Annotated in this window: 19 protein-coding genes; 11 read left to right on the forward strand and 8 right to left on the reverse strand. The window is 66.2% G+C overall.

Features of this window, described 5'->3' with window-relative positions; all coding sequences use genetic code 11:
* Positions 1–33: 33 nt before the first annotated feature.
* The 6 genes from zipA to ABE422_RS04100 form a co-directional block, all read right to left on the reverse strand.
* Entirely contained in the window at positions 34–771 is a 738-nt protein-coding gene (gene zipA / locus ABE422_RS04075; protein WP_313218788.1) for a cell division protein ZipA, read from the reverse strand.
* Positions 772–818: 47 nt separating this feature from the next.
* Positions 819–4,322: a chromosome segregation protein SMC gene (gene smc, locus ABE422_RS04080; protein ID WP_313210695.1), complete on the reverse strand. Its 3,504-nt coding sequence runs from the start codon at positions 4,320–4,322 to the stop codon at positions 819–821.
* Positions 4,323–5,174: 852 nt separating this feature from the next.
* Positions 5,175–5,627, reverse strand: coding sequence for a 50S ribosomal protein L9 (gene rplI, locus ABE422_RS04085; RefSeq protein WP_123729653.1), 453 nt, complete (start codon positions 5,625–5,627; stop codon positions 5,175–5,177).
* Between the two features lie 155 nt (positions 5,628–5,782).
* On the reverse strand, positions 5,783–6,013 hold the full coding sequence (rpsR, locus tag ABE422_RS04090) for a 30S ribosomal protein S18 (RefSeq protein WP_002804494.1): 231 nt from the start codon (positions 6,011–6,013) through the stop codon (positions 5,783–5,785).
* A gap of 11 nt (positions 6,014–6,024) precedes the next feature.
* A complete protein-coding gene (gene rpsF, locus ABE422_RS04095; protein ID WP_088434172.1) occupies positions 6,025–6,465 on the reverse strand; it encodes a 30S ribosomal protein S6 in 441 nt (146 codons plus the stop codon).
* A 167-nt stretch (positions 6,466–6,632) separates the two neighbouring features.
* A complete protein-coding gene (locus tag ABE422_RS04100; protein ID WP_313210692.1) occupies positions 6,633–6,971 on the reverse strand; it encodes an iron-sulfur cluster assembly accessory protein in 339 nt (112 codons plus the stop codon).
* A gap of 184 nt (positions 6,972–7,155) precedes the next feature.
* Between ABE422_RS04100 and asnS the strand changes: the two genes are divergently transcribed.
* The 11 genes from asnS (at position 7,156) to ABE422_RS04155 (ending at position 17,263) form a co-directional block, all read left to right on the forward strand.
* The gene (gene asnS, locus ABE422_RS04105; protein WP_313210690.1) at positions 7,156–8,550 is read left to right on the forward strand and encodes an asparagine--tRNA ligase; all 1,395 of its coding nucleotides are present in this window, start codon (positions 7,156–7,158) and stop codon (positions 8,548–8,550) included.
* A 23-nt stretch (positions 8,551–8,573) separates the two neighbouring features.
* Positions 8,574–8,879, forward strand: a complete 306-nt coding sequence (locus tag ABE422_RS04110) for a hypothetical protein (protein ID WP_102787980.1) — start codon at positions 8,574–8,576, stop codon at positions 8,877–8,879.
* A complete protein-coding gene (locus ABE422_RS04115) occupies positions 8,876–9,190 on the forward strand; it encodes a hypothetical protein (protein ID WP_046273331.1) in 315 nt (104 codons plus the stop codon). The genes ABE422_RS04110 and ABE422_RS04115 overlap by 4 nt, the downstream gene beginning before the upstream one ends.
* A 6-nt stretch (positions 9,191–9,196) precedes the next feature.
* Positions 9,197–9,835: an FMN-binding negative transcriptional regulator gene (locus tag ABE422_RS04120; protein WP_313210685.1), complete on the forward strand. Its 639-nt coding sequence runs from the start codon at positions 9,197–9,199 to the stop codon at positions 9,833–9,835.
* 75 nt (positions 9,836–9,910) lie between these two features.
* Positions 9,911–10,573 (forward strand): carbonate dehydratase, encoded by a 663-nt coding sequence (gene can, locus ABE422_RS04125; protein WP_313210683.1) that lies wholly within the window; start codon positions 9,911–9,913, stop codon positions 10,571–10,573.
* A gap of 24 nt (positions 10,574–10,597) precedes the next feature.
* Positions 10,598–11,125, forward strand: coding sequence for a 3-hydroxyanthranilate 3,4-dioxygenase (locus ABE422_RS04130; RefSeq protein ID WP_346482010.1), 528 nt, complete (start codon positions 10,598–10,600; stop codon positions 11,123–11,125).
* 693 nt (positions 11,126–11,818) lie between these two features.
* Entirely contained in the window at positions 11,819–13,096 is a 1,278-nt protein-coding gene (kynU, locus tag ABE422_RS04135; protein WP_346482526.1) for a kynureninase, read from the forward strand.
* A 34-nt stretch (positions 13,097–13,130) separates the two neighbouring features.
* On the forward strand, positions 13,131–14,498 hold the full coding sequence (locus tag ABE422_RS04140; RefSeq protein ID WP_313218794.1) for an NAD(P)/FAD-dependent oxidoreductase: 1,368 nt from the start codon (positions 13,131–13,133) through the stop codon (positions 14,496–14,498).
* Positions 14,498–15,937, forward strand: a complete 1,440-nt coding sequence (gene sbcB, locus ABE422_RS04145) for an exodeoxyribonuclease I (RefSeq protein ID WP_346482527.1) — start codon at positions 14,498–14,500, stop codon at positions 15,935–15,937. The genes ABE422_RS04140 and sbcB overlap by 1 nt, the downstream gene beginning before the upstream one ends.
* Entirely contained in the window at positions 15,934–16,620 is a 687-nt protein-coding gene (locus ABE422_RS04150; RefSeq protein WP_313210673.1) for a DUF2461 domain-containing protein, read from the forward strand. The genes sbcB and ABE422_RS04150 overlap by 4 nt, the downstream gene beginning before the upstream one ends.
* Before the next feature lie 61 nt (positions 16,621–16,681).
* The gene (locus ABE422_RS04155; RefSeq protein WP_346482528.1) at positions 16,682–17,263 is read left to right on the forward strand and encodes a DUF2939 domain-containing protein; all 582 of its coding nucleotides are present in this window, start codon (positions 16,682–16,684) and stop codon (positions 17,261–17,263) included.
* 62 nt (positions 17,264–17,325) lie between these two features.
* Here the strand turns inward: ABE422_RS04155 and ABE422_RS04160 are convergent, their stop codons facing one another.
* Both ABE422_RS04160 and ABE422_RS04165 read right to left on the reverse strand, forming a co-directional pair.
* A complete protein-coding gene (locus ABE422_RS04160) occupies positions 17,326–18,273 on the reverse strand; it encodes a 5'-nucleotidase (protein ID WP_088434636.1) in 948 nt (315 codons plus the stop codon).
* Positions 18,274–18,352: 79 nt separating this feature from the next.
* A complete protein-coding gene (locus ABE422_RS04165; protein ID WP_070470529.1) occupies positions 18,353–19,123 on the reverse strand; it encodes an NAD kinase in 771 nt (256 codons plus the stop codon).
* Between the last annotated feature and the right edge of the window lie 88 nt (positions 19,124–19,211).

Here is a 19,211-nt window from a genome sequence, read left to right on the forward strand (position 1 = left end):
ATGGAGAGCCGACCGTTGGTCGGCTCTCCTTGATCACCAGCGCGGCGCTTTGGTGAGCGGCGGGGCCTGGTGCTGGCGGTCGTAGGCGCGCAGCTCGTCGCGGATGTGCGCGATGCGCTGGCGGCCCAGGGCGTTGCGGCTGTCATCGAGCACCACGCCGTCGAGCAGTTCGCCCATGCGCTGCACGGTCGGCAGCATCTTTTCCCAGGCGTCCAGCGCGGTCAGCGGCGCCGGCAGGGTCAGGAAGAAGGCGATCGCCGGCGTTTCCATCTCGCGGATGTTGGCCATGTCGAAACTGCCCGGCTTCATGATGCTGGCCATCGAGAAGATCGGGCCGCGCTCAGGATGGCCTTCGACCAGACGGTGGAAGACATTCATGTGGCCGAACACCAGGCCGGTCTTTTCCGCAGCGACGACGATGTCTTCGCCACGCAGCTGCTCACCAGCACGGGCGGCCACGAACAGCGAGACGATCTTGTCGAAATCCTGGGTGGTGCGCTTGCCAAGGTCACTGGCCGCACCGGCATCCACCTCGGGCAGGCCGAGTTCGGGCTGGGTCACGCCGTCTTCGCCCACCACGGGCGCGGCGCCGTCGGCCGGGCTCTCGCCCTCGCCCAGCACGGGCTCGCGGCGCTGTCCGTTGGCGCCTTCGGCACCCTCGACGCGGCGGCCTTGCACTTTCTTTTTCGGACGGCCAAACAGGAAGATCGCAGCGATCAACAGCAGGCCGGCGGCCAGGATGCCGATGCGGAGCAGTGCCATGTCGGACATTCGGGAGGTTCTCCGGCTAAATCATTCAGGTACTTAAGGATGGCACGTCACGCCGCGCCCGCCAATCGTGCGGCTTCCTCCAGGTCGACACTGACCAGTCGGCTGACGCCCGGTTCGCGCATGGTCACGCCGGAAAGCTGGTGCGCCGCCTCCATCGTGGCCTTGTTGTGGCTCACAAACAGGAACTGAACCTTCTCGCTCATTTCCTTGACCATGTTGGCCAGGCGGCCGACGTTGGCTTCGTCCAGTGGCGCGTCCACCTCGTCCAGCAGGCAGAACGGCGCCGGGTTGAGCTGGAAGATCGCAAACACCAACGCCACCGCGGTCATCGCCTTCTCGCCACCGGACAGCAGCGAGATGCTCGACACCCGCTTGCCCGGCGGCCGCGCCATGATCGCAACACCGGTGTCGAGCAGGTCTTCACCTGTCAATTCCAGATAGGCGTGACCACCCCCGAACAGACGCGGATAGAGCTGCTGCACGCCGGCGTTGACCCGGTCGAAGGTGTCCTTGAAGCGGCCGCGGGTCTCGCGGTCGATCTTGCGGATCGCGTCTTCCAGGGTTTCCAGCGCGGTGGTGAGGTCGGTGTTCTGCGCGTCCAGATACTCCGAACGCTGCGAGGCCTCGCCGTATTCCTGGATGGCGGCCAGGTTCACCGGCTCCAGGCGGCGCATGCGGCCGTCGATCTGATGGACCGTCTGCTCCCAGTCGGTGATGCGTGCATCCTCGGGCAGGCCGTTGATCACATCCTGCAGCACGAAGCCGGCCTTCTCCACCGAGGCCGACAGCTGGTCGGCGCTGAGCACCAGCGCCTGCTGGTCGAGCTTGCGCTGGGAAATCCGCTCGCGTTGGGCAAGCGCCTGTTCGTCGCGCTGATGGCGGGTCTGTTCAAACGTGCGCAGCTCGGCATCGATGCCATCCAGCAGCGTGCGCGCCTCGCCCAGCACCCGGTCGGCACGCACGCGCTCACCCAGTGCGTTCTGGTGTTCGGCTTCGAGCGTCTTGACCGGTGAATCGCCTTCGTCGAGCTGCGAATGCAGTTCGCCCAGGCGCGTATCCAGCTGCCCGCGCTGCGTGCTCATGCGCTCCAGTGCCTGGCTCAGCGAGGCGATCTGCGCCCGCTGTGATTCCAGGGTCAGTGCCAGCGAGTGCGCCGCTTCGCGTACGTTGCGGGCCTGGTCACGCGCCTGGTCGCGCGCATCGGTGAGCTGGCGGCGCTCGCCTTCCAGCGCCGCGCGGACCGATTCCAGATCCCCCATGCTGGTGACCGCATCGTCCAGGCGCGCGCGTGCTTCACGCACCTGCTCACGGCCGGCATCCAGCGTTTCCAGCAGCTGCACCAGTTCGCCTTCGATACGATCGATGCGGGTTCGGGCGGCTTCCACCTTGCCCTGCTGGCTCTGCAACTGCCCACCAAGTTCGGACACGCTGCGATGCGCCAGATACAACTGGCGCTGCGCGTCTTCGCGCTGCTGCTCACCGGCCAGCAACTGGTCACGGAAACCGGACAACTGCTGTTCCAGGGCCGCTTCGCGGTCCTGCAACGTCTCAATCTGCTCGCGCAGGGTGACGATCTCGCGTTCACGCAGCAGCGCGCCCTGCTTGGCCGCGCCGGAGCGCGACACGCGCACCCAACCTTCACCCAGGCGCTCGCCACCGCGGGTAATGACCGAATCGCCCTCACCCAGCGTCGCCTGCAGTGCACGCGCGGCCTCGAGATCCTCGGCGGCATGCAGGCGCGCAAGCAGGCGACGGATCGCGGTGGGGCCCTGTACTTTCGCGGCCAACGAAGTCGGCGCGACGTCCAGCGCGTCCTGCTCAGCCGAGACCAGCGCGATGCGGCCTTCGCCGAGTTCGCCCAGCGCATCCACCAGCGTTTCCGGTGCATCGACCAGCACACCTTCGATCAGCTGACCGAGCGCGCTTTCCACGGCGTTTTCCCAGCCACTCTCCACGGTCAGGCGCTCACCGACGCGCGCGCCGGAGTCCAGCCCCCGCGCCTTCAGCCATGCCACCGCCGCGCCCTGCTCCTGGCCCAGCGCGGCCTGCTGCAGGGTTTCCAGCGAAGACAAACGGCCGCGTGCGGCCTGGGCCTGCTTGCGGATCTCAGCCAGCTCGGTCTGCCCGGTGCGCTGGCGATCCTGCAACCCGGCCACGGCGTGTTTGCGTTCTTCGACCTGCTCGTTGAGCGTGTCCAGCGAGGCCTTCTGGGTCTCGTGCTGGATGTGCAGCTCCTCGAACACCTCGGCCAATGCGTCCAGATCCAGCCCGGCACGTTCGGCCTGCAGCGACTCGCGGCGACGGTCGGCTTCCAGCACCTGGCGGTCCAGATAGTCCACGCGGGTGCGCTCGACTTCCCCGGCACGCGAGGCCTCGGAGGTGCTGCGGGTGTGGCTTTCCCAGCGCTGCTGCCAATCGGCCAGGCGCGCCTCGGCATCGCGCAGGGCTTCCTGTTTGATTTCGTTCTCTTCCTGCAGCTGCTCCAGGCGCGGCTCGGCGTCATCGACCGCCTCGCGCAGCACCATCAGCTTGGCCTCATCGCCACTGATGTGCTGGCCCAGATCGGCCAGCGCCTGCTGGGCTTCATCGCGCGCCTTGTTCAGTCGCTGCGACATCTCGCGCTGATGCTGGATCTGCTGCTCCAGGCGCGCCAGGGTGCTGCCGACCTGGTACACCTCGGCCTGCGCGGTGTTGAGCGCATCGGAGGCTTCTTCTCGGCGCAGCCGGCTGGTTTCGATGCGCGCTTCGGCGTCGCGCTGTTCGGCGATCAACTGCTGCAGGCGCGTTTCCTCGCGCGACAACGCTTCGCGCAGCCCGCCCAGGCGCCCATCCAGGCCGCGGTACTCCAGCGCCTTCCACTCGGCATCCTTGACCTTGCGCTCTTCCTGCAACGCCTGGTACTGCTCGGCCTGGCGCGCCTGGCGCTTGAGGTGCTCGAGCTGCTTGCCGATTTCCTCGCGCAGGTCGCCCAGGCGATCCAGGTTTTCGCGGGTATGCCGGATGCGGGTTTCGGTTTCCTTGCGGCGCTCCTTGTACTTGGAGATGCCGGCGGCTTCTTCCAGATACACACGCAGATCTTCGGGCCGGGCCTCGATGATCTTGCTGATCATGCCCTGCTCGATGATCGAATAGCTGCGCGGCCCCAGGCCGGTGCCGAGGAACAGATCGGTGATGTCGCGGCGGCGGCACTTGGTGCCGTTGAGGTAGTAGTTGCTGCTGCCGTCGCGGCTGACGGTGCGCTTGACCGAGATCTCGTTGAACGAGGCGTACTCACCGGTGATGGTGTGGTCGGTATTGTCGAAAATCAGTTCGACGGCGGCCTGCGAGACGGGCTTACGGGCGGAGGAGCCGGAGAAGATGACGTCGGTCAGCGAGTCGCCGCGCAGGCGGCTGGCGGAGCTTTCGCCCATGACCCAGCGCACGGCGTCGATGATGTTGGATTTGCCACAGCCATTGGGGCCCACCACGCCGGTCATGTTGGTCGGCAGGTGCAGCGTGGTCGGATCGACGAAGGATTTGAATCCGGACAGCTTGATCGTGGACAGACGCATGGCGTGATGGTTTTCCGGGCGAAGGCCTGAAGCGACCCCCACCATGGTGGATTACGGAGCGGATTTACCCTTCAAGCCATTGATGTTGCAGGGTTTCAATGGCCCCGGGGGCGACGCGATAGCCTGAGTATAACGGGGCGGGTGTTCGGCGGGCTGCGTGGCTGGTGTTGGCCGTGGCCGTGTAGCGGTAGGCAGAGCCAGAGCAGAACCGGCATTTCAGGTTGGTGCGTGGCGGGACGGCGTGGGTGGGGTCGCGGGACCCGCCGTGAACCCGTCCATGGGGGCTCGAAATGCGCCATCCATGGCGCATTACGGTCCCGCAACCCCACCCACGCCATCCCGTAGACACATGGCTGGTGTGCAGGCTGAGAGCCAAGGCATGGCAGCCTTGGATTGACCTGGCCTGGCCTGACCCGAGCGGAATGACTCAAATCGAGCTGAGCCGCCATCGTCTGTGCGTCGGAACGGCGCGGGAGAGCCACGCCATGCGTGGCTGGGGGACGGGGAAGCAAGAACATCCACGCATGTCGTGGATCTACCTGGGCCTGGACCCGGAGCATGCCGGCTTGGGTACCGCCCGCCCCAGCCGGCGGACGCCAGCTCTTCCAACCGCCCGGACCGGACATTTGGCTGGAGGGTGCCGGGTAGCCTGGGCCGGGACCGTAATGCGCCATGGATGGCGCATTTCGAGCCCCCCCAGGGACGGGTTTACGGCGGGTCCCGGCCCAGGCTACCCGGCGCCCTCCCACCGATGTCATCAAGGCGCCAAGCCGTTGCCGTTGCCGTTGCCACAAACAAAAACGGGCACCCTCGCGGGCGCCCGTTTCAGTGACTCCCGCCTTTCGGCAGGGATCAGGCCTTTTCGGCTTCCACAACCACCTTGACGGTGGTTTCCACGTCGGCGTGCAGGTGAACAGTCACCTCGTACTCGCCCACGTTGCGGAAGGCGCCTTCGCCCAGGATCACTTCGCTCTTTTCCAGCGGCAGGCCGGCAGCGGTGAAGGCTTCGGCGATATCGCGCGGGCCAACCGAACCGTACAGCTTGCCTTCGGTCGAAGCGTTCGCAGCGATCGTGACGCTCTTGCCTTCCAGCTTCGCCTTGCGGGCTTCGGCGTCAGCGTGGATCGACTGGGCCTTGGCTTCGTAATCAGCGCGCTTGGCTTCGAACTCCGCCACGTTGGTCGCGGTGGCCGGAACGGCCTTGCCGGTCGGGACGAGGAAGTTGCGGCCGTAGCCCGGCTTCACGTCGACCAGATCGCCCAGACCGCCGAGGTTGGTGACCTTCTGAAGAAGAATCAGCTTCATGGTGTAGCTCCAAATATGTATTCGTTAGCGAGGCTCAGGCCCCGCAGCGGATGGCTGTCCGAATATCCGAACGGCGAATCCTGAAACCACCCGACGCTTTACAGCGCGGGCGGCAGGATCCGCGAAAGCGGCGGCCGGAAGGCCGCCTGCCTTCATCAGACGTCGTGGTTGTCGGTGTACGGAATCAGGGCCAGGAAACGGGCGCGCTTGACGGCCGTTGCCAGCTGGCGCTGGTACTTCGACTTGGTACCGGTCACGCGGCTCGGCACGATCTTGCCGTTCTCGGTGAGGTACTGGCGCAGGGTGTTGAGATCCTTGTAATCGATCTCCTTGACACCTTCGGCCGTGAACTTGCAGAACTTGCGACGACGGAAGAACTTGGACATGTCAGTGCTCCTTAAGCGGCCGAAGCGGCGTCATCGCCGGCATCGGTGTCAGCGGCGGCGGGGGTGGTTTCACCTTCTTCGTCATCACGACGACGACGCTCGCCACGCTCGGGCTTGTCACCCTTCTCGTCCTTGCTCTTCATGATCAGCGACTGCTCGGTGTCAGCTTCGTCACGCTTGATGACGAGGTTGCGCAGCACGGCGTCGTTGAAGCGGAAGCTTTCCACCAGCTCGCTCAGCACGGCCTGGTCGCACTCGATGTTGAGCATGACGTAGTGGGCCTTCACCAGGTTCTGGATCGGGTAAGCCAGCTGACGACGGCCCCAATCTTCCAGACGGTGGATGGTGCCGTTGCCGTTCTCGACCAGCGCCTTGTAGCGCTCGATCATGGCCGGGACCTGTTCGCTCTGGTCCGGATGGACCAGGAACACGACTTCGTAATGACGACTCATGTGTTTTTACCTTTCGGATGTGGCCCTTTGAGGGCCGGACAGCCCCCCGCAGGTGAACGCGGTGGGGCAAGGGTCCTGCCCGGAATCAGGCAGGAAGCCGCGCATTGTGGCAGCAGAAGGGGTTGCAGGCAAGCCGGGCGGGCAGAACAGGCCCGGCGCGCGGGCGATCAGGCCTTGTCGGCCTCGGTCGTGAAGCTCTCGCCGCAGCCGCATTCGGCGGTCGCGTTCGGGTTCCTGAACGTGAAGGTCTCGCTCAGCCCGTGCTTGCCGAAGTCGATCTCGGTGCCGTCCACCAGCGCCAGGCTGGTGGCATCCACATAGATGCGGACCCCATCCTGCTCGAAAACGGTGTCGCCTTCGCGCTCATCGCGGGCCAGATCGGTGATGTGCCCCCAGCCGGAACAGCCGGTGCGGGTCACGCCGAAACGCAGGCCCAGCGCACCGGGGGTCTGTTCGACGAACTTCTGCACACGGGCAAAGGCAACAGGGGTAAGGCTTACGGCCATGACGGGCAACTCCAGCGGATCGTGATCATTATAGAGGGTATGGCGCGGCCCGGCCTCGGCGGCCGCAGCTGCGGTTCACACGGCGCGCAGCCCCGGGGGACGCGAGAAATGCCTCGCAAGCCGAACACCGCACCCGTTAAACTCCGTGTTCAGAGATCGAGTCGATCAACAGAGGATTCAAGTCATGACGGTGGTCAGCGTTGAACATGCGCTTGCCGGGAAGATCCCGGAAGGCGGCGAGGCAACAGTACGCGGATGGGTCCGCACGGTGCGCGGCTCTGCGGCGCTTGCCTTCGTCAATGTCACCGATGGCTCCTGCTTCGCCCCCATCCAGGTGGTGGCCAATGACACCCTGGCCAACTTCGACGACATCAAGAGCCTGACCCCGGGCTGCTCGGTGATCGCCCGCGGCACCCTGGTCAAATCCCAGGGCAAGGGCCAGTCCTTCGAGATCCAGGCCAGCGACATCGAGATCGTGGGCCTGGTCGAAGACCCGCTGACCTACCCGATCCAACCCAAGCCGATGAGCCCGGAATTCCTGCGGGAAGTGGCGCACCTGCGCCCCCGCACGAACCTGTTCGGTGCGGTCACCCGCATCCGCAACTGCCTGGCCCAGGCCGTGCACCGCTTCTTCCACCAGAACGGCTTCAACTGGATCAGCACCCCGATCGTGACCACGTCCGATGCCGAAGGTGCCGGCCAGATGTTCCGGGTCTCGACCCTGGACATGGCCAACCTGCCGCGCAACGAAAAGGGCGAGGTGGATTTCAGCCGCGACTTCTTCGGCAAGGAAACCTTCCTGACCGTGTCCGGCCAGCTGAACGTCGAGGCCTACTGCCTGGCGCTGAGCAAGGTCTACACCTTCGGCCCGACCTTCCGTGCCGAGAACTCCAACACCACCCGTCATCTGGCGGAGTTCTGGATGATCGAGCCGGAAATCGCCTTCGCCGATCTGGCCGAAGACGCACGCCTGGCCGAGCAGTTCCTGAAGTACCTGTTCCGCGCGGTGCTCGATGAGCGTGGCGACGACCTGGCCTTCCTGGCCGAGCGCGTGGACAAGAACGCGATCACCAAGCTGGAAGGTTTCATCAACGCACCGTTCGAGCAGATCGACTACACCGAAGCGGTGAAGCTGCTGCAGAACTCCGGCCGGAAGTTCGACTTCCCGGTCGAATGGGGCCTGGACCTGCAGACCGAGCACGAGCGCTGGCTGACCGAAGAGCACATCGGCCGCCCGGTGGTGGTGACCAACTACCCCGAGCACATCAAGGCGTTCTACATGCGCCTGAACGATGACGGCAAGACCGTCGCGGCGATGGACGTGCTGGCCCCGGGCATCGGCGAGATCATCGGCGGCAGCCAGCGCGAAGAGCGCCTGGATGTGCTGGACGCGCGCATGGCGCAGTTCGGCCTGGATCCGGCGCATTACGGCTGGTACCGCGATTTCCGCCGCTACGGTTCGGTGCCGCACGCCGGCTTCGGCCTGGGCTTCGAGCGCCTGGTGGTCTACGTCTGCGGGCTGAGCAACATCCGCGACGCGATCCCCTACCCGCGCGCACCGGGCAGCGCCGAATTCTGATCGACCTACGGAGGCACTGAACCATGACCCTGTTCTTCGCGCTGTGTTTCGTCGGCGTGGCGATCGCCGGGTTCAGTGCCTTCGTGATCTTCTGGCCGCTGACCCTGGTCCACATCCGCGACCGCCACCCGGCGCTGGCGGATCGTTTCGGCACGGGCGCGTTTCTGCGCCCGGATGCGCTGCGCTGGCTGCTCGGCCGCGACTATCGCCAGAGCACCGACCGCTCGCTGACCGGCCTGGCCGCGCCGGCCTGGCTCTCCCTGCTTACGCTTCTTGCTGGACTGGGCATGGCTGCCCTGCTCTGGCTGCTTTCGATGGTAATCACATGAACGACGACACTTCCCACCACGACGAGTGGTTCCTGGCCAGCCTCGGCAACACCCTGATCTGGGCCCGCCTGCGCGTGCGCCCGGCCGGCACCGCCGAGGTGCTGGACAGCGACGGCAACACGCTGAGCTATGACAGCGAAGACACCGCGCGCTCGCAGCTGTTCGACGCCGAGTTCGTCGCCTACGATGGTCTGGATGAAGAAGACGCCCTGGTGCGCGGCTTCTCGCTGCATGAAGTGCAGCCGCCACAGGCCGACAGCGATGACGCCCTGCACGGCCGCATGATCCAGAGCCTGGGCGCCCGCGCGTAACCGCCGATGTTCATCCCGTCCGCCTTCGTCGAGACCGATCTGATCTGGCTGGACCGGCTGCTGGCGCGCGATGCGTTCGTCACCCTCGTCACGAGCGGCGCTGACGGCCTGCCGCAGGCCACGCGGATGCCGGTGCTGTACCGGCGCGATGCCGACGGCATCCTGATCGAAGGCCACTGGGCCAAGCCCAACCCGCAGGCGGGACACGCCGGCCCTGCATTGATGCTGGTGCAGGGCCCGCACGCCTACGTATCGCCAGGCTGGTATCCCGATAAGGCTGCGCAGGCGCGCGTCCCGACCTGGAACTACGCCGCTGCGGAACTGCGTGGCGTGCTGGAGCCGGTGACCGATGCCGATGCCTTGATCGCCATGCTCGACGGCCTGAGCGCGCACTACGAGGCGCAGGTCGGCGGCGACTGGGATCTGCTGCCGATTGAGCCCCGCCAGCAGCGCATGCTCGGCGGCATCGTCGGTTTCCGCTTCCGCCCGGCGCAGGTGCAGATCAAACTCAAGCTCAGCCAGAACCACCCCGAGGCCAACCAGTCCAGCGTGATCGATGCGCTGTCGGCACTGGACGCCCCGGCATCTCGTGAGCTGGCGCAGTGGATGCGCTGGCGCCGTGAGGGCGGCACTGCCGCCGACTGACCCTTCCTATTTCCTGCGACGACGCGGCCACGCTGGCCGCGCCTTGCCCCCACCCGACGCCAGGGACCCCGCACGATGAAAGACATCCACAAGCTGCTGCAGAACAACCGCGAATGGGCAGACCGGATCGAGAAAGAAGACCCGGAGTTCTTCCACCAGCTGGCCAAGCAGCAGCACCCGGAATACCTGTGGATCGGCTGTTCCGATTCGCGCGTGCCGGCCAACCAGATCATCGGCATGGCACCGGGCGAAGTCTTCGTGCATCGCAACGTGGCCAACGTGGTGGTGCATACCGATCTGAACTGCCTGAGCGTGATCCAGTACGCCGTGGATCAGCTGAAGGTGAAGCACATCCTGATCGTGGGCCATTACGGCTGCGGCGGCGTGCACGCCAGCTTGAACAACACGCGCGTGGGCCTGGCCGACAACTGGCTGCGCCATGTCGGCGATGTCGCGCAGAAACATTCGACGATCATGGAGGCGATCGAGGATCCGGCGCTGAAGCATGCGCGCCTGTGCGAGTTGAACGTGATCGAGCAGGTGGTCAACGCCTGCCGCTCGACGATCGTGCAGGACGCCTGGGCACGCGGCCAGAAGCTGATGGTGCACGGTTGGGTATACAGCCTGAAGGACGGCCGGGTGCGCGAGATGGGCATTGACGTGGGCGCACCGGAAGACCTGCAGCCGGCCTACGAGAAGGCACTGTCCTACGTGCCGCGCCACGGTCGGCGCGACTGATTCTTCCTTTTACGGACATCTCCCATGCTTGCCTCGCCCATCAATCTGCTCGCTTGGATCGAAGAGAACCGGCATCTGCTGAAGCCGCCGGTCGGCAACAAGATGATCGAGAACGGCGATTTCATCGTGATGGTGGTCGGCGGCCCGAACAGCCGCACGGATTTCCATTACGACGAGGGCCCGGAGTGGTTCTATCAGCTTGAAGGGGAGATGACGCTGAAGGTGCAGGAGGATGGCGCGGTGCGCGACATTCCGATCCGCGCGGGAGAGATTTTCCTGTTGCCGGGCGGTGTGCCACATTCGCCGCGCCGCCCGCCAGGCGGTGTGGGCCTGGTGGTGGAGCGCAAGCGGCTGGCGCATGAGCGCGATGGGTTGATGTGGTTCTGCGAGCGGTGCAATCACAAGTTGTACGAGGAGTTTTTCGCGCTGGAGAACATCGAGACGGATCTGCCGAAGGTGTTCGATCGCTATCACTCGTCATTGGCGTTGCGCACGTGCGATGCGTGCGGGCATGTGGATCCGCTGCCTGCGAAGGTCGCTGTTGGGGGGTGATGGCTGGGTCGCTCCAGGGCGTCAGGACTTGAAAGCCTGAGAGCTTTAGAGCGTTGTTGCTTTAGAGCCCGCGGTTGAGGCGCCTGGGAGTGGGCCGGCTTGCAAGGAAAGAGCAGCGTCAACGGCAACTGCTGCTCTGCTGCGTCAGGGGCAGCTTCGAAAGTTGAAACCAACACCGGCCAAATGGGGGAGCAAGTGCCGCCGTTGTGTTCGATCCCATCCAGAGAGACGCCGCTGTAGCGAGTCGATGCACCCTCCACCACTGCTGGCTCGCCCTCAGCTCTCAAGCCGCACGCCAACACAATCAAAGACGTAGCCCCGCCCCCGTTTTCCCGTGCGCCCCAGCCAATTGTCAGCGGGTCGGTGTGGGTGGGTCTGCAGGACCGTGTGCGGCATGGATGCCGCACTACGAGCCTACATGGACGTACTTGCGGCGGGTCCAGCAGGCCCACCCACACCGGCCCGTACACTGGAACGTCACTCCGTACGCTTTGGCTTTGGCTTTGGCTTTGGCTTTGGCTTTGGCTTTGGCTTTGGCTTTGGCGTCGGCTTCGGCTTCGGCATTGGCGTTGGGTCCCTTGAGCGCCAGCTGCCAATCACCAGCCCCCGCCAAATCAGCACCGCAAGCCAGATTCAGCCCACGCCCCCACCACCCGGATAAACTGTCGGCTCACTGACACCGCCGGTTGCACCATGTCCGAACTCCTCAGCCGCACCCATGCCGTTGCCCTGGACGCCGCCGACCCGCTGCGCGCCCTGCGCAACGAATTCGTATTCCCGCAGCACAACCATCGCGACCAGACCTACTTCGTCGGCAACTCGCTGGGTCTGCAGCCGCGCGGGGCACGTGCCGCCGTCCAGGAAGTCATGGACAAATGGGCCTCGCTGGCGGTCGAAGGCCACTTCACCGGCGACACCCAGTGGCTGCACTACCACCGCCTGGTCAGCGAACAGCTCGCCCGCGTCGTCGGCGCCTTGCCCAGCGAAGTCGTGGCGATGAACACCCTCAGCGTCAACCTGCACCTGATGATGGTCAGCTTCTACCGGCCCACCGTCGAGCGCCCCGTCATCCTCATGGAGGCCGGCGCCTTCCCGACGGATCGGCATGCGGTGGAGTCGCAGATCCGCTTCCATGGCTTCAACCCCGATACCGATCTGATCGAAGTGCAGCCCGACGAGCCCAACGGCACGATCTCGCTGCAGGCCATCGAACGCGCCATCACCGAACACGGCCCGCGCCTGGCGCTGGTGCTGTGGCCTGGCGTGCAGTACCGCAGTGGCCAGGTGTTCGATCTGGACGCCATCACCCGCATGGCGCGCCTGCAGGGCGCCCGCGTCGGCTTCGATCTGGCGCATTCGGTCGGCAATGTGCCGTTGCGGCTGCACGATATCGCGCCGGATTTCGCCGTGTGGTGCCATTACAAGTACCTCAACGCCGGCCCGGGCGCCGTGGCCGGCTGCTTCGTGCACGAACGCCATCACCGCGATACCACGCTGCCGCGCTTCGCCGGCTGGTGGGGCCATGAAGAAGCCACCCGCTTCAAGATGGCGCCACAGTTCGTGCCCGCTGTCGGTGCCGAAGGCTGGCAGCTCAGCAATCCGCCGGTGCTGGGCCTGGCCCCGCTGCGCGCGGCCCTCGATGTGGTCGACAAAGCCGGCGGCATCGATGCGCTGCGGACCAAATCGCTGCGCCTGACCGGCATGCTGGATGCGCTGGTGCGTGCGCGCCTGTCGGGCGTGCTGGAGGTGCTGACGCCTTCGGAGCCGGATCGCCGCGGCTGCCAGCTCTCGCTGCGTGTGGCCGGTGGCCGCGAGCGCGGCCGCAGCCTGTTCGAGTACCTGCAGACCGTGGGTGTGCTCGGCGACTGGCGCGAGCCCGACGTGATCCGCATCTCGCCGACACCGCTGTACAACCGCTATCTCGACCTGCACCACTTCGTCGAGGAAGTGGACGCCTGGGCCGGTCGCTGACCCGACCGCCCTCCCCGCCCCCACGGACATCGCCTTGATCGCTACCCCCTCCCGCTCGCTGAGCATCATCGGCGCTGGCCTGGCCGGTTCACTGCTGGCCATCCTGCTGTCCCGCCAGGGCTGGCAGATCACCTTGTATGAGCGCCGCGGCGATCCGCGCGTGAGCGATTACGAGTCCGGTCGTTCGATCAATCTGGCGCTGGCCGAACGCGGCCGGCACGCACTGCGCCAAGCCGGCGTGGAAGACGCCGTCATGGCCAAGGCGGTGATGATGCGCGGGCGCATGATCCACCCGCGCGAAGGCGAGCCGCAGCTGCAACGCTACGGGCGCGACGACAGCGAAGTGATCTGGTCGATCCACCGCAAAGACCTCAACACCACGCTTTTGCAGCTGGCCGAGGATGCCGGTGCGACCGTGCACTTCCACCGCCGCCTGCACACGGTGGATTTCGATGCCGGCTACGCGCGCTTCATCGACGACCGCGACGACCAGCCGCACGACATCCGCTTCGACACCCTGATCGGGGCCGACGGTGCCGGCTCGGCGCTGCGCGCGGCGATGAACCGCAAGCAGCCGCTGGACGAGCGCATCGACTTCCTGGACCACTCCTACAAGGAGCTGGAAATCCCGCCGACCGACGATGGCGGCTTCCGGATCGAGGCCAATGCACTGCACATCTGGCCGCGCGGGCACTACATGTGCATCGCGTTGCCGAACGACGAAGGCACGTTCACGGTCACCCTGTTCCTGCCCAACGAGGGCGATCCGAGCTTTGCCACCACCAACAGCGGGGCCGAGGCCGAAGCGCTGTTCGCGCGCGACTTCCCCGATGCGCTGGCGCTGATCCCGAACCTGCGCCGCGACTGGGAGCAGCATCCGCCGGGCCTGCTGGGCACGCTGCATCTCAAGCACTGGCATATGAAGGGCCGCGCGGTGCTGATCGGCGACGCGGCGCACGCGATGGTCCCGTTCCACGGCCAAGGCATGAACTGCGCCTTCGAAGACTGCATCGCCCTGGCCGCGCATCTGCTGGAGCAGGATTCGCTGGGCGAGGCCTTCGCTGCATTCGAAGCGGACCGCAAGCCGAACGCCGAGGCGATCCAGCAGATGGCGCTGGAGAATTACCTGGAGATGCGCGACCGCGTGGCCGATCCGCAGTTCCTGCTGCAGCGCGAACTGGAACAGGCGCTGCAGGCGCGCTGGCCGACCCGCTTCGTGCCGCACTACACGATGGTCACCTTCCTGCGTACCCCGTACGCCGTGGCGCTGGCGCGCACCGAGCTGCAGCGGCGCATGCTGGAGCAAGCCACTGCCGGGCACGACAGCCTGGCGCATATCGACTGGGCCGCACTGGAGCGGCTGGTCCACGAACAACTGCCCGTCCTGGAGGGTGCGCACTGATGGCCGACAGCTTCCTGTTCTATGACCTGGAAACCTTCGGTCAGGACCCGCGCCGCACGCGCATCGCGCAGTTCGCCGGTATTCGCACCGATGCCGATCTGAACATCATCGAAGCACCGGTCAGCTTCTACGTCAAACCGGCCGATGATCTGCTGCCCTCCCCGATCGCCACCCTGATCACCGGCATCACCCCGCAGCACGCGCTGAGCGCCGGCGTCACCGAGGCCGAAGCGTTCGCGCGGATCAACGACCTGATGGCGCAGCCGGGCACCTGCTCGCTGGGCTACAACACGCTGCGCTTCGACGATGAGTTCGTCCGCCACGGGCTGTTCCGCAACTTCTACGACCCCTATGAACGCGAGTGGCGCAACGGCAATTCGCGCTGGGATCTGCTGGACATGATGCGATTGCTGCATGCGCTGCGCCCGGACGGGATTGTCTGGCCGCAGCGCGAAGACGGCGCCACGTCGTTCAAGCTCGAGCATCTGGCCACGGCCAACAACGTCCGCGAGGGCGATGCACATGAAGCGCTGTCCGATGTGCACGCGACGATCGGCTTGGCGAAGCTGTTCAAGCAGGCCCAGCCCCGGCTCTGGGACTACGCGCTGAAGCTGCGTGACAAGCGCTTCGTGGGCAGCCTGCTGGATGTGGATGCGATGCAGCCGGTGCTGCACATCTCGATGCGTTACCCGGCCCAGCGCATGTGCGCGGCACCGGTGCTGCCACTGGCGCGCCATCCCTTCATCAACAACCGCATCATCGCGTTCGATCTGGAGGGCGATATCGAGCCGCTGCTCGATCTGCCGCCGGAAACCATCGCCGCGCGCCTGTACACCCGCGCGGCCGACATGGCCGACGGTGAGCAGCGCGTGCCGCTCAAGGAAGTGCACCTCAACAAGGTCCCGGCGCTGGTCGCCTGGAACCATCTACGCCCGGCCGACCATGCGCGGCTGGGCATCGACCCGGCCGCGATCGAAGCCAACGCCGAGCGCCTGCGACAGATCGGCCCGGCCCTGGCCGAAAAAGTTCGCCAGGTGTATTCAGGTGAGCGCTCGCTGGCGCCGAGCGATGTGGACGCCTCGCTCTACGACGGCTTCCTGGCCGACGGCGACAAATCCCTGATGGCACGCATCCGCACCAGCCCGCCGGCCGAACTGGCCAGCTTCGCCGAGCGCCTGCGCGACCCGCGCATGCCCGAGCTGCTGTTCCGGTACCGCGCCCGGAACTACCCGGACACCCTGGACACCACTGAGCGCTCACGCTGGAACGACTATCGTCGCCAGCGCCTACTCGGCGATGCATCGCTGGGCGAACAGACCCTGCCGCAGTTCACCGCGCAGCTGGATGCACTGGCCGCAGAGCACGCCGACGATGCCGGCAAGCTCGCCCTGCTGCAGCACCTGCGCGACTGGGGCACCCACCTGCAGAGCAGCCTATGAGCACGTATTTCAGCCCGGCCACCTTCACCTTCCTGCGCGGCCTGGCCCGCAACAACGACAAGACCTGGTTCAACGAGCACAAGCCGAAGTACGAAGAGCACGTCCGCCAGCCGTTCCTGCGCCTGATCACCGATCTGCAGCCGGACCTGGCCGCAGTCAGCGAGCACTTCCGCGCCGATCCGCGCACCGTGGGTGGCTCGCTGTTCCGCATCTACCGCGATGCGCGCTTCTCCAACGACAAGTCGCCCTACAAGAGCTGGCAGGGCGCGCGCCTGTTCCATGAGCGGCGCAAGCAGGTGCCAGCCCCGTCGTTCTACATCCACCTGCAGCCGGGCGAGAGCTTCGTCGGCGCCGGCCTGTGGCATCCCGAGCCGGCCACGCAGCGCAAGGTGCGGCATTTCATCGTCGACAACCCGGGCAGCTGGAAGGCCGCCGCGCATTCGCCGGTGCTGCGCAAGAAGTTCGATTTCGAGGAAAGCGAAAAGCTGGTGCGGGCCCCGCGCGGGTTCGAGCCGGAGTTCGAGTTCATCGACGATCTCAAGCACCGCAACTGGGTGTTCTGGCGCTCGCTGGACGACGCCACGATGACCGGGCCGCGACTGCGCCAGACCATCGCAGCCGACCTGGTCACGCTGGCCCCGTTCGTGGATTACCTGTGTGCGGCGCTGGACCTGGAATTCTGAGCTTCACGTGCGCTGACGCCGGCTGGGTCAAGCTGGGCACCATGACGACAAGGCAGATCCGATGAAGAAGCTGCTCTGGTTGCTGGTCACCGTGCTGCTGGTGCTGGCCGGCATCGTGTTCAGCGGCCCCTACGTGACCGTGCATGGCCTCAGCCGCGCGATCGAACAGCGTGATACCGCCAGGCTCGACCGTTACGTGGATTTCCCGATGCTGCGCGCCAACCTGCGCGCCCAGCTGAGCGATTACGTGGTGCGCCGCGCGGGTCCGGACATGCAGTCCAGCCTGTTCGGTGCGTTGCTGCTCTCGGCCGGTGACCGGCTGAGCGCGACCGCCGTGGACGCACTGGTGACCCCCACCGGCATCGGTGCGCTGCTGGAGGGCCACACCCTGTGGAAGCGCGCCAGCAACGACCTGGACAGCCCCAGCAACGATGCCTACGCGGCGCCACGGCCGGCACGGCCGCTGAACGGCGCCACCCACCATTTCGAGTCGCTGTCGCGGTTCACCGCCACCACCCATACCCCGCAGGGCGCGCCGGTGGTCTTCATCCTGCAGCGCTCGGGGCTGCGCTGGCGCCTGGTCGACATCCGGCTGCCATTGAACCCCGAAAGCACCGGCCCGGCGGTCCTGCCGATCCAGTAGGTACCCACCGTTGGTGGGTACATGGGCGCCACCGTTGGTGGGTACATGGCCCCCACGCACCATCAACCGTCGTTGGCGACCCCATGCGGCACGTGCCCGGCGGCCACGCTCTGGTGTTGCAGCGCGCTGTCGATGTTGTGCTGGGAATCGTCGAAGAAGATGTCCGCGCCGAACGCTTCCAGGAACGGGCCCTTGTGGCGGCCGCCCAGGAACAGCGCCTCGTCCAGGCGCACGCCCCACTCGCGCAGCGTGCGGATGACCCGCTCGTGCGCCGGTGCCGAACGCGCAGTGACCAGCGCGGTGCGGATCGGCGCATCTTCGCCCGAGGGGAACACGGCCTGCAGGGTGTGTAGGGCCGAGAGGAAGTTGCGGAACGGACCGCCACTGAGCGGCTCACGGGCGTTCTCACGCTCATGGCGGCCGAACGCTTCCACGCCCTGCTCGCGCGAAATGCGTTCGCTCTCATCGCCGAAGATCACCGCATCACCATCGAAGGCGATGCGCAGCTGGCCCAGCGGACGGCCCAGATCGACCTGTTCGGCTGCGGCGATGGTCTCGCCCGGCGGCTTGGGCAGGATGGTCGCGGCAGCGATCCCGTGCAGCAGCGCGCGCCGCACCGACTCCGGGTTGGCCGACAGGAACAGATCAGTGCCGAACGGCTTCACATACGGCCATGTCGGCTCGCCCGCGGTGAAGGTCGCGCGGATGATGCCCAGGTCGTAGTGCTGGATCGAATTGAAGATGCGCAGGCCGGTATCGGCGGAGTTGCGCGACAGCAGGATCACTTCCACCCGCGGCTGTTCCGGCGACTGGCCCTGGTTGAGCGCGAGCAGCTTGCGTACCACCGGGAAGGCCACGCCGGGGCGCAGCACATCATCTTCGTGCTTGCGCTGGTACTCGGCATAGGCATCGACGCCTTCGGCCTCGAACAGCGCGTGGCCCTCTTCCAGATCGAACAGGGCCCGCGACGTCACGGCAACGGTCAGCAAACGGGGGGTGTTGTCGCCCATGGCAATCAGCAATCCAATGCGGCCGCAGCGGCCGGCCAGCCATTCTCCCACAGTGCATGGCCAGCACGGCCGTGCGCCGTCAGAACATGAACTGTTCGCTCAGGATCCGGTCTTCCAGATTGTGCTCCGGGTCGAACAGCATGGTGACGCGGCGTTCGCGCGATTCGCGGATGGTCACTTCCACCACATCGCGGGTTTCGTGCGAATCGGCGGTGACGCTGACCGGGCGCTTGTACGGGTCGAGCACCCGGAAGCGCACTTCGGTGTCCGCCTTGAGGATCGCACCCCGCCAGCGGCGCGGACGGTACGGCGCCAGTGGGGTGAGCGCGATCGTGTGCGAGCCCAGCGGCAGGATCGGGCCATGCGCGGAATAGTTGTAGGCGGTGCTGCCGGCCGGGGTGGCGACCAGCACCCCGTCGCCGATCAGCTCGGCCACGCGCTCCTGGCCATTGAGGTCGATGCCGATATGCGCGGCCTGGCGGGTCTGCCGCAGCAGCGAGACGTCGTTGTAGGCCAGCGAGCCGGTGGTGGTGCCGGACTCGGTCAACGCCAGCATCTCCAGCGGCCGCAGGTTGGCCGGCTCCGCGGCCGCCAGGCGCGCGGGCAGATCATCATCACGGAACTGGTTCATCAGGAAGCCCACCGTGCCCAGCTTCATGCCGAACACCGGCTTTTCCAGCGCACCATAGCGATGCAGCGTCTGCAGCAGGAAGCCATCCCCCCCCAACGGGCACAGCACCTCGGCCTGCTCGGGCGTGTAGTCGCCATAGCGGGCCCGCATCTGTGCCAGGGCGAGCTGCGCCGCTTCGGTGGAGCTGGCCATGAAGGCGATACGGGGGGTGTCGCTCATCGGTGAATCCGGGTGGGGTATGCCGGCAAGAGCATAACCGTTCGTGCCGGTCGCGGGCCGGCACGGACGGAAACGAAAACGGCCCCGC

The organism is Stenotrophomonas sp. TWI1151 (assembly GCF_039673135.1).
GTDB lineage: Bacteria > Pseudomonadota > Gammaproteobacteria > Xanthomonadales > Xanthomonadaceae > Stenotrophomonas.

Coding starts and splice junctions, on each gene's coding strand:
- asnS (WP_313210690.1), top strand. CDS start 7,156: ATGACGGTGGTCAGCGTTGAACATGCGCTTGCCGGGAAGATCCCGGAA.
- ABE422_RS04150 (WP_313210673.1), top strand. CDS start 15,934: ATGAGCACGTATTTCAGCCCGGCCACCTTCACCTTCCTGCGCGGCCTG.
- can (WP_313210683.1), top strand. CDS start 9,911: ATGAAAGACATCCACAAGCTGCTGCAGAACAACCGCGAATGGGCAGAC.
- smc (WP_313210695.1), bottom strand. CDS start 4,322: ATGCGTCTGTCCACGATCAAGCTGTCCGGATTCAAATCCTTCGTCGAT.
- ABE422_RS04110 (WP_102787980.1), top strand. CDS start 8,574: ATGACCCTGTTCTTCGCGCTGTGTTTCGTCGGCGTGGCGATCGCCGGG.
- ABE422_RS04130 (WP_346482010.1), top strand. CDS start 10,598: ATGCTTGCCTCGCCCATCAATCTGCTCGCTTGGATCGAAGAGAACCGG.
- rplI (WP_123729653.1), bottom strand. CDS start 5,627: ATGAAGCTGATTCTTCTTCAGAAGGTCACCAACCTCGGCGGTCTGGGC.
- ABE422_RS04155 (WP_346482528.1), top strand. CDS start 16,682: ATGAAGAAGCTGCTCTGGTTGCTGGTCACCGTGCTGCTGGTGCTGGCC.
- ABE422_RS04100 (WP_313210692.1), bottom strand. CDS start 6,971: ATGGCCGTAAGCCTTACCCCTGTTGCCTTTGCCCGTGTGCAGAAGTTC.
- sbcB (WP_346482527.1), top strand. CDS start 14,498: ATGGCCGACAGCTTCCTGTTCTATGACCTGGAAACCTTCGGTCAGGAC.
- ABE422_RS04165 (WP_070470529.1), bottom strand. CDS start 19,123: ATGAGCGACACCCCCCGTATCGCCTTCATGGCCAGCTCCACCGAAGCG.
- ABE422_RS04115 (WP_046273331.1), top strand. CDS start 8,876: ATGAACGACGACACTTCCCACCACGACGAGTGGTTCCTGGCCAGCCTC.
- ABE422_RS04120 (WP_313210685.1), top strand. CDS start 9,197: ATGTTCATCCCGTCCGCCTTCGTCGAGACCGATCTGATCTGGCTGGAC.
- rpsF (WP_088434172.1), bottom strand. CDS start 6,465: ATGAGTCGTCATTACGAAGTCGTGTTCCTGGTCCATCCGGACCAGAGC.
- zipA (WP_313218788.1), bottom strand. CDS start 771: ATGTCCGACATGGCACTGCTCCGCATCGGCATCCTGGCCGCCGGCCTG.
- ABE422_RS04160 (WP_088434636.1), bottom strand. CDS start 18,273: ATGGGCGACAACACCCCCCGTTTGCTGACCGTTGCCGTGACGTCGCGG.
- rpsR (WP_002804494.1), bottom strand. CDS start 6,013: ATGTCCAAGTTCTTCCGTCGTCGCAAGTTCTGCAAGTTCACGGCCGAA.
- kynU (WP_346482526.1), top strand. CDS start 11,819: ATGTCCGAACTCCTCAGCCGCACCCATGCCGTTGCCCTGGACGCCGCC.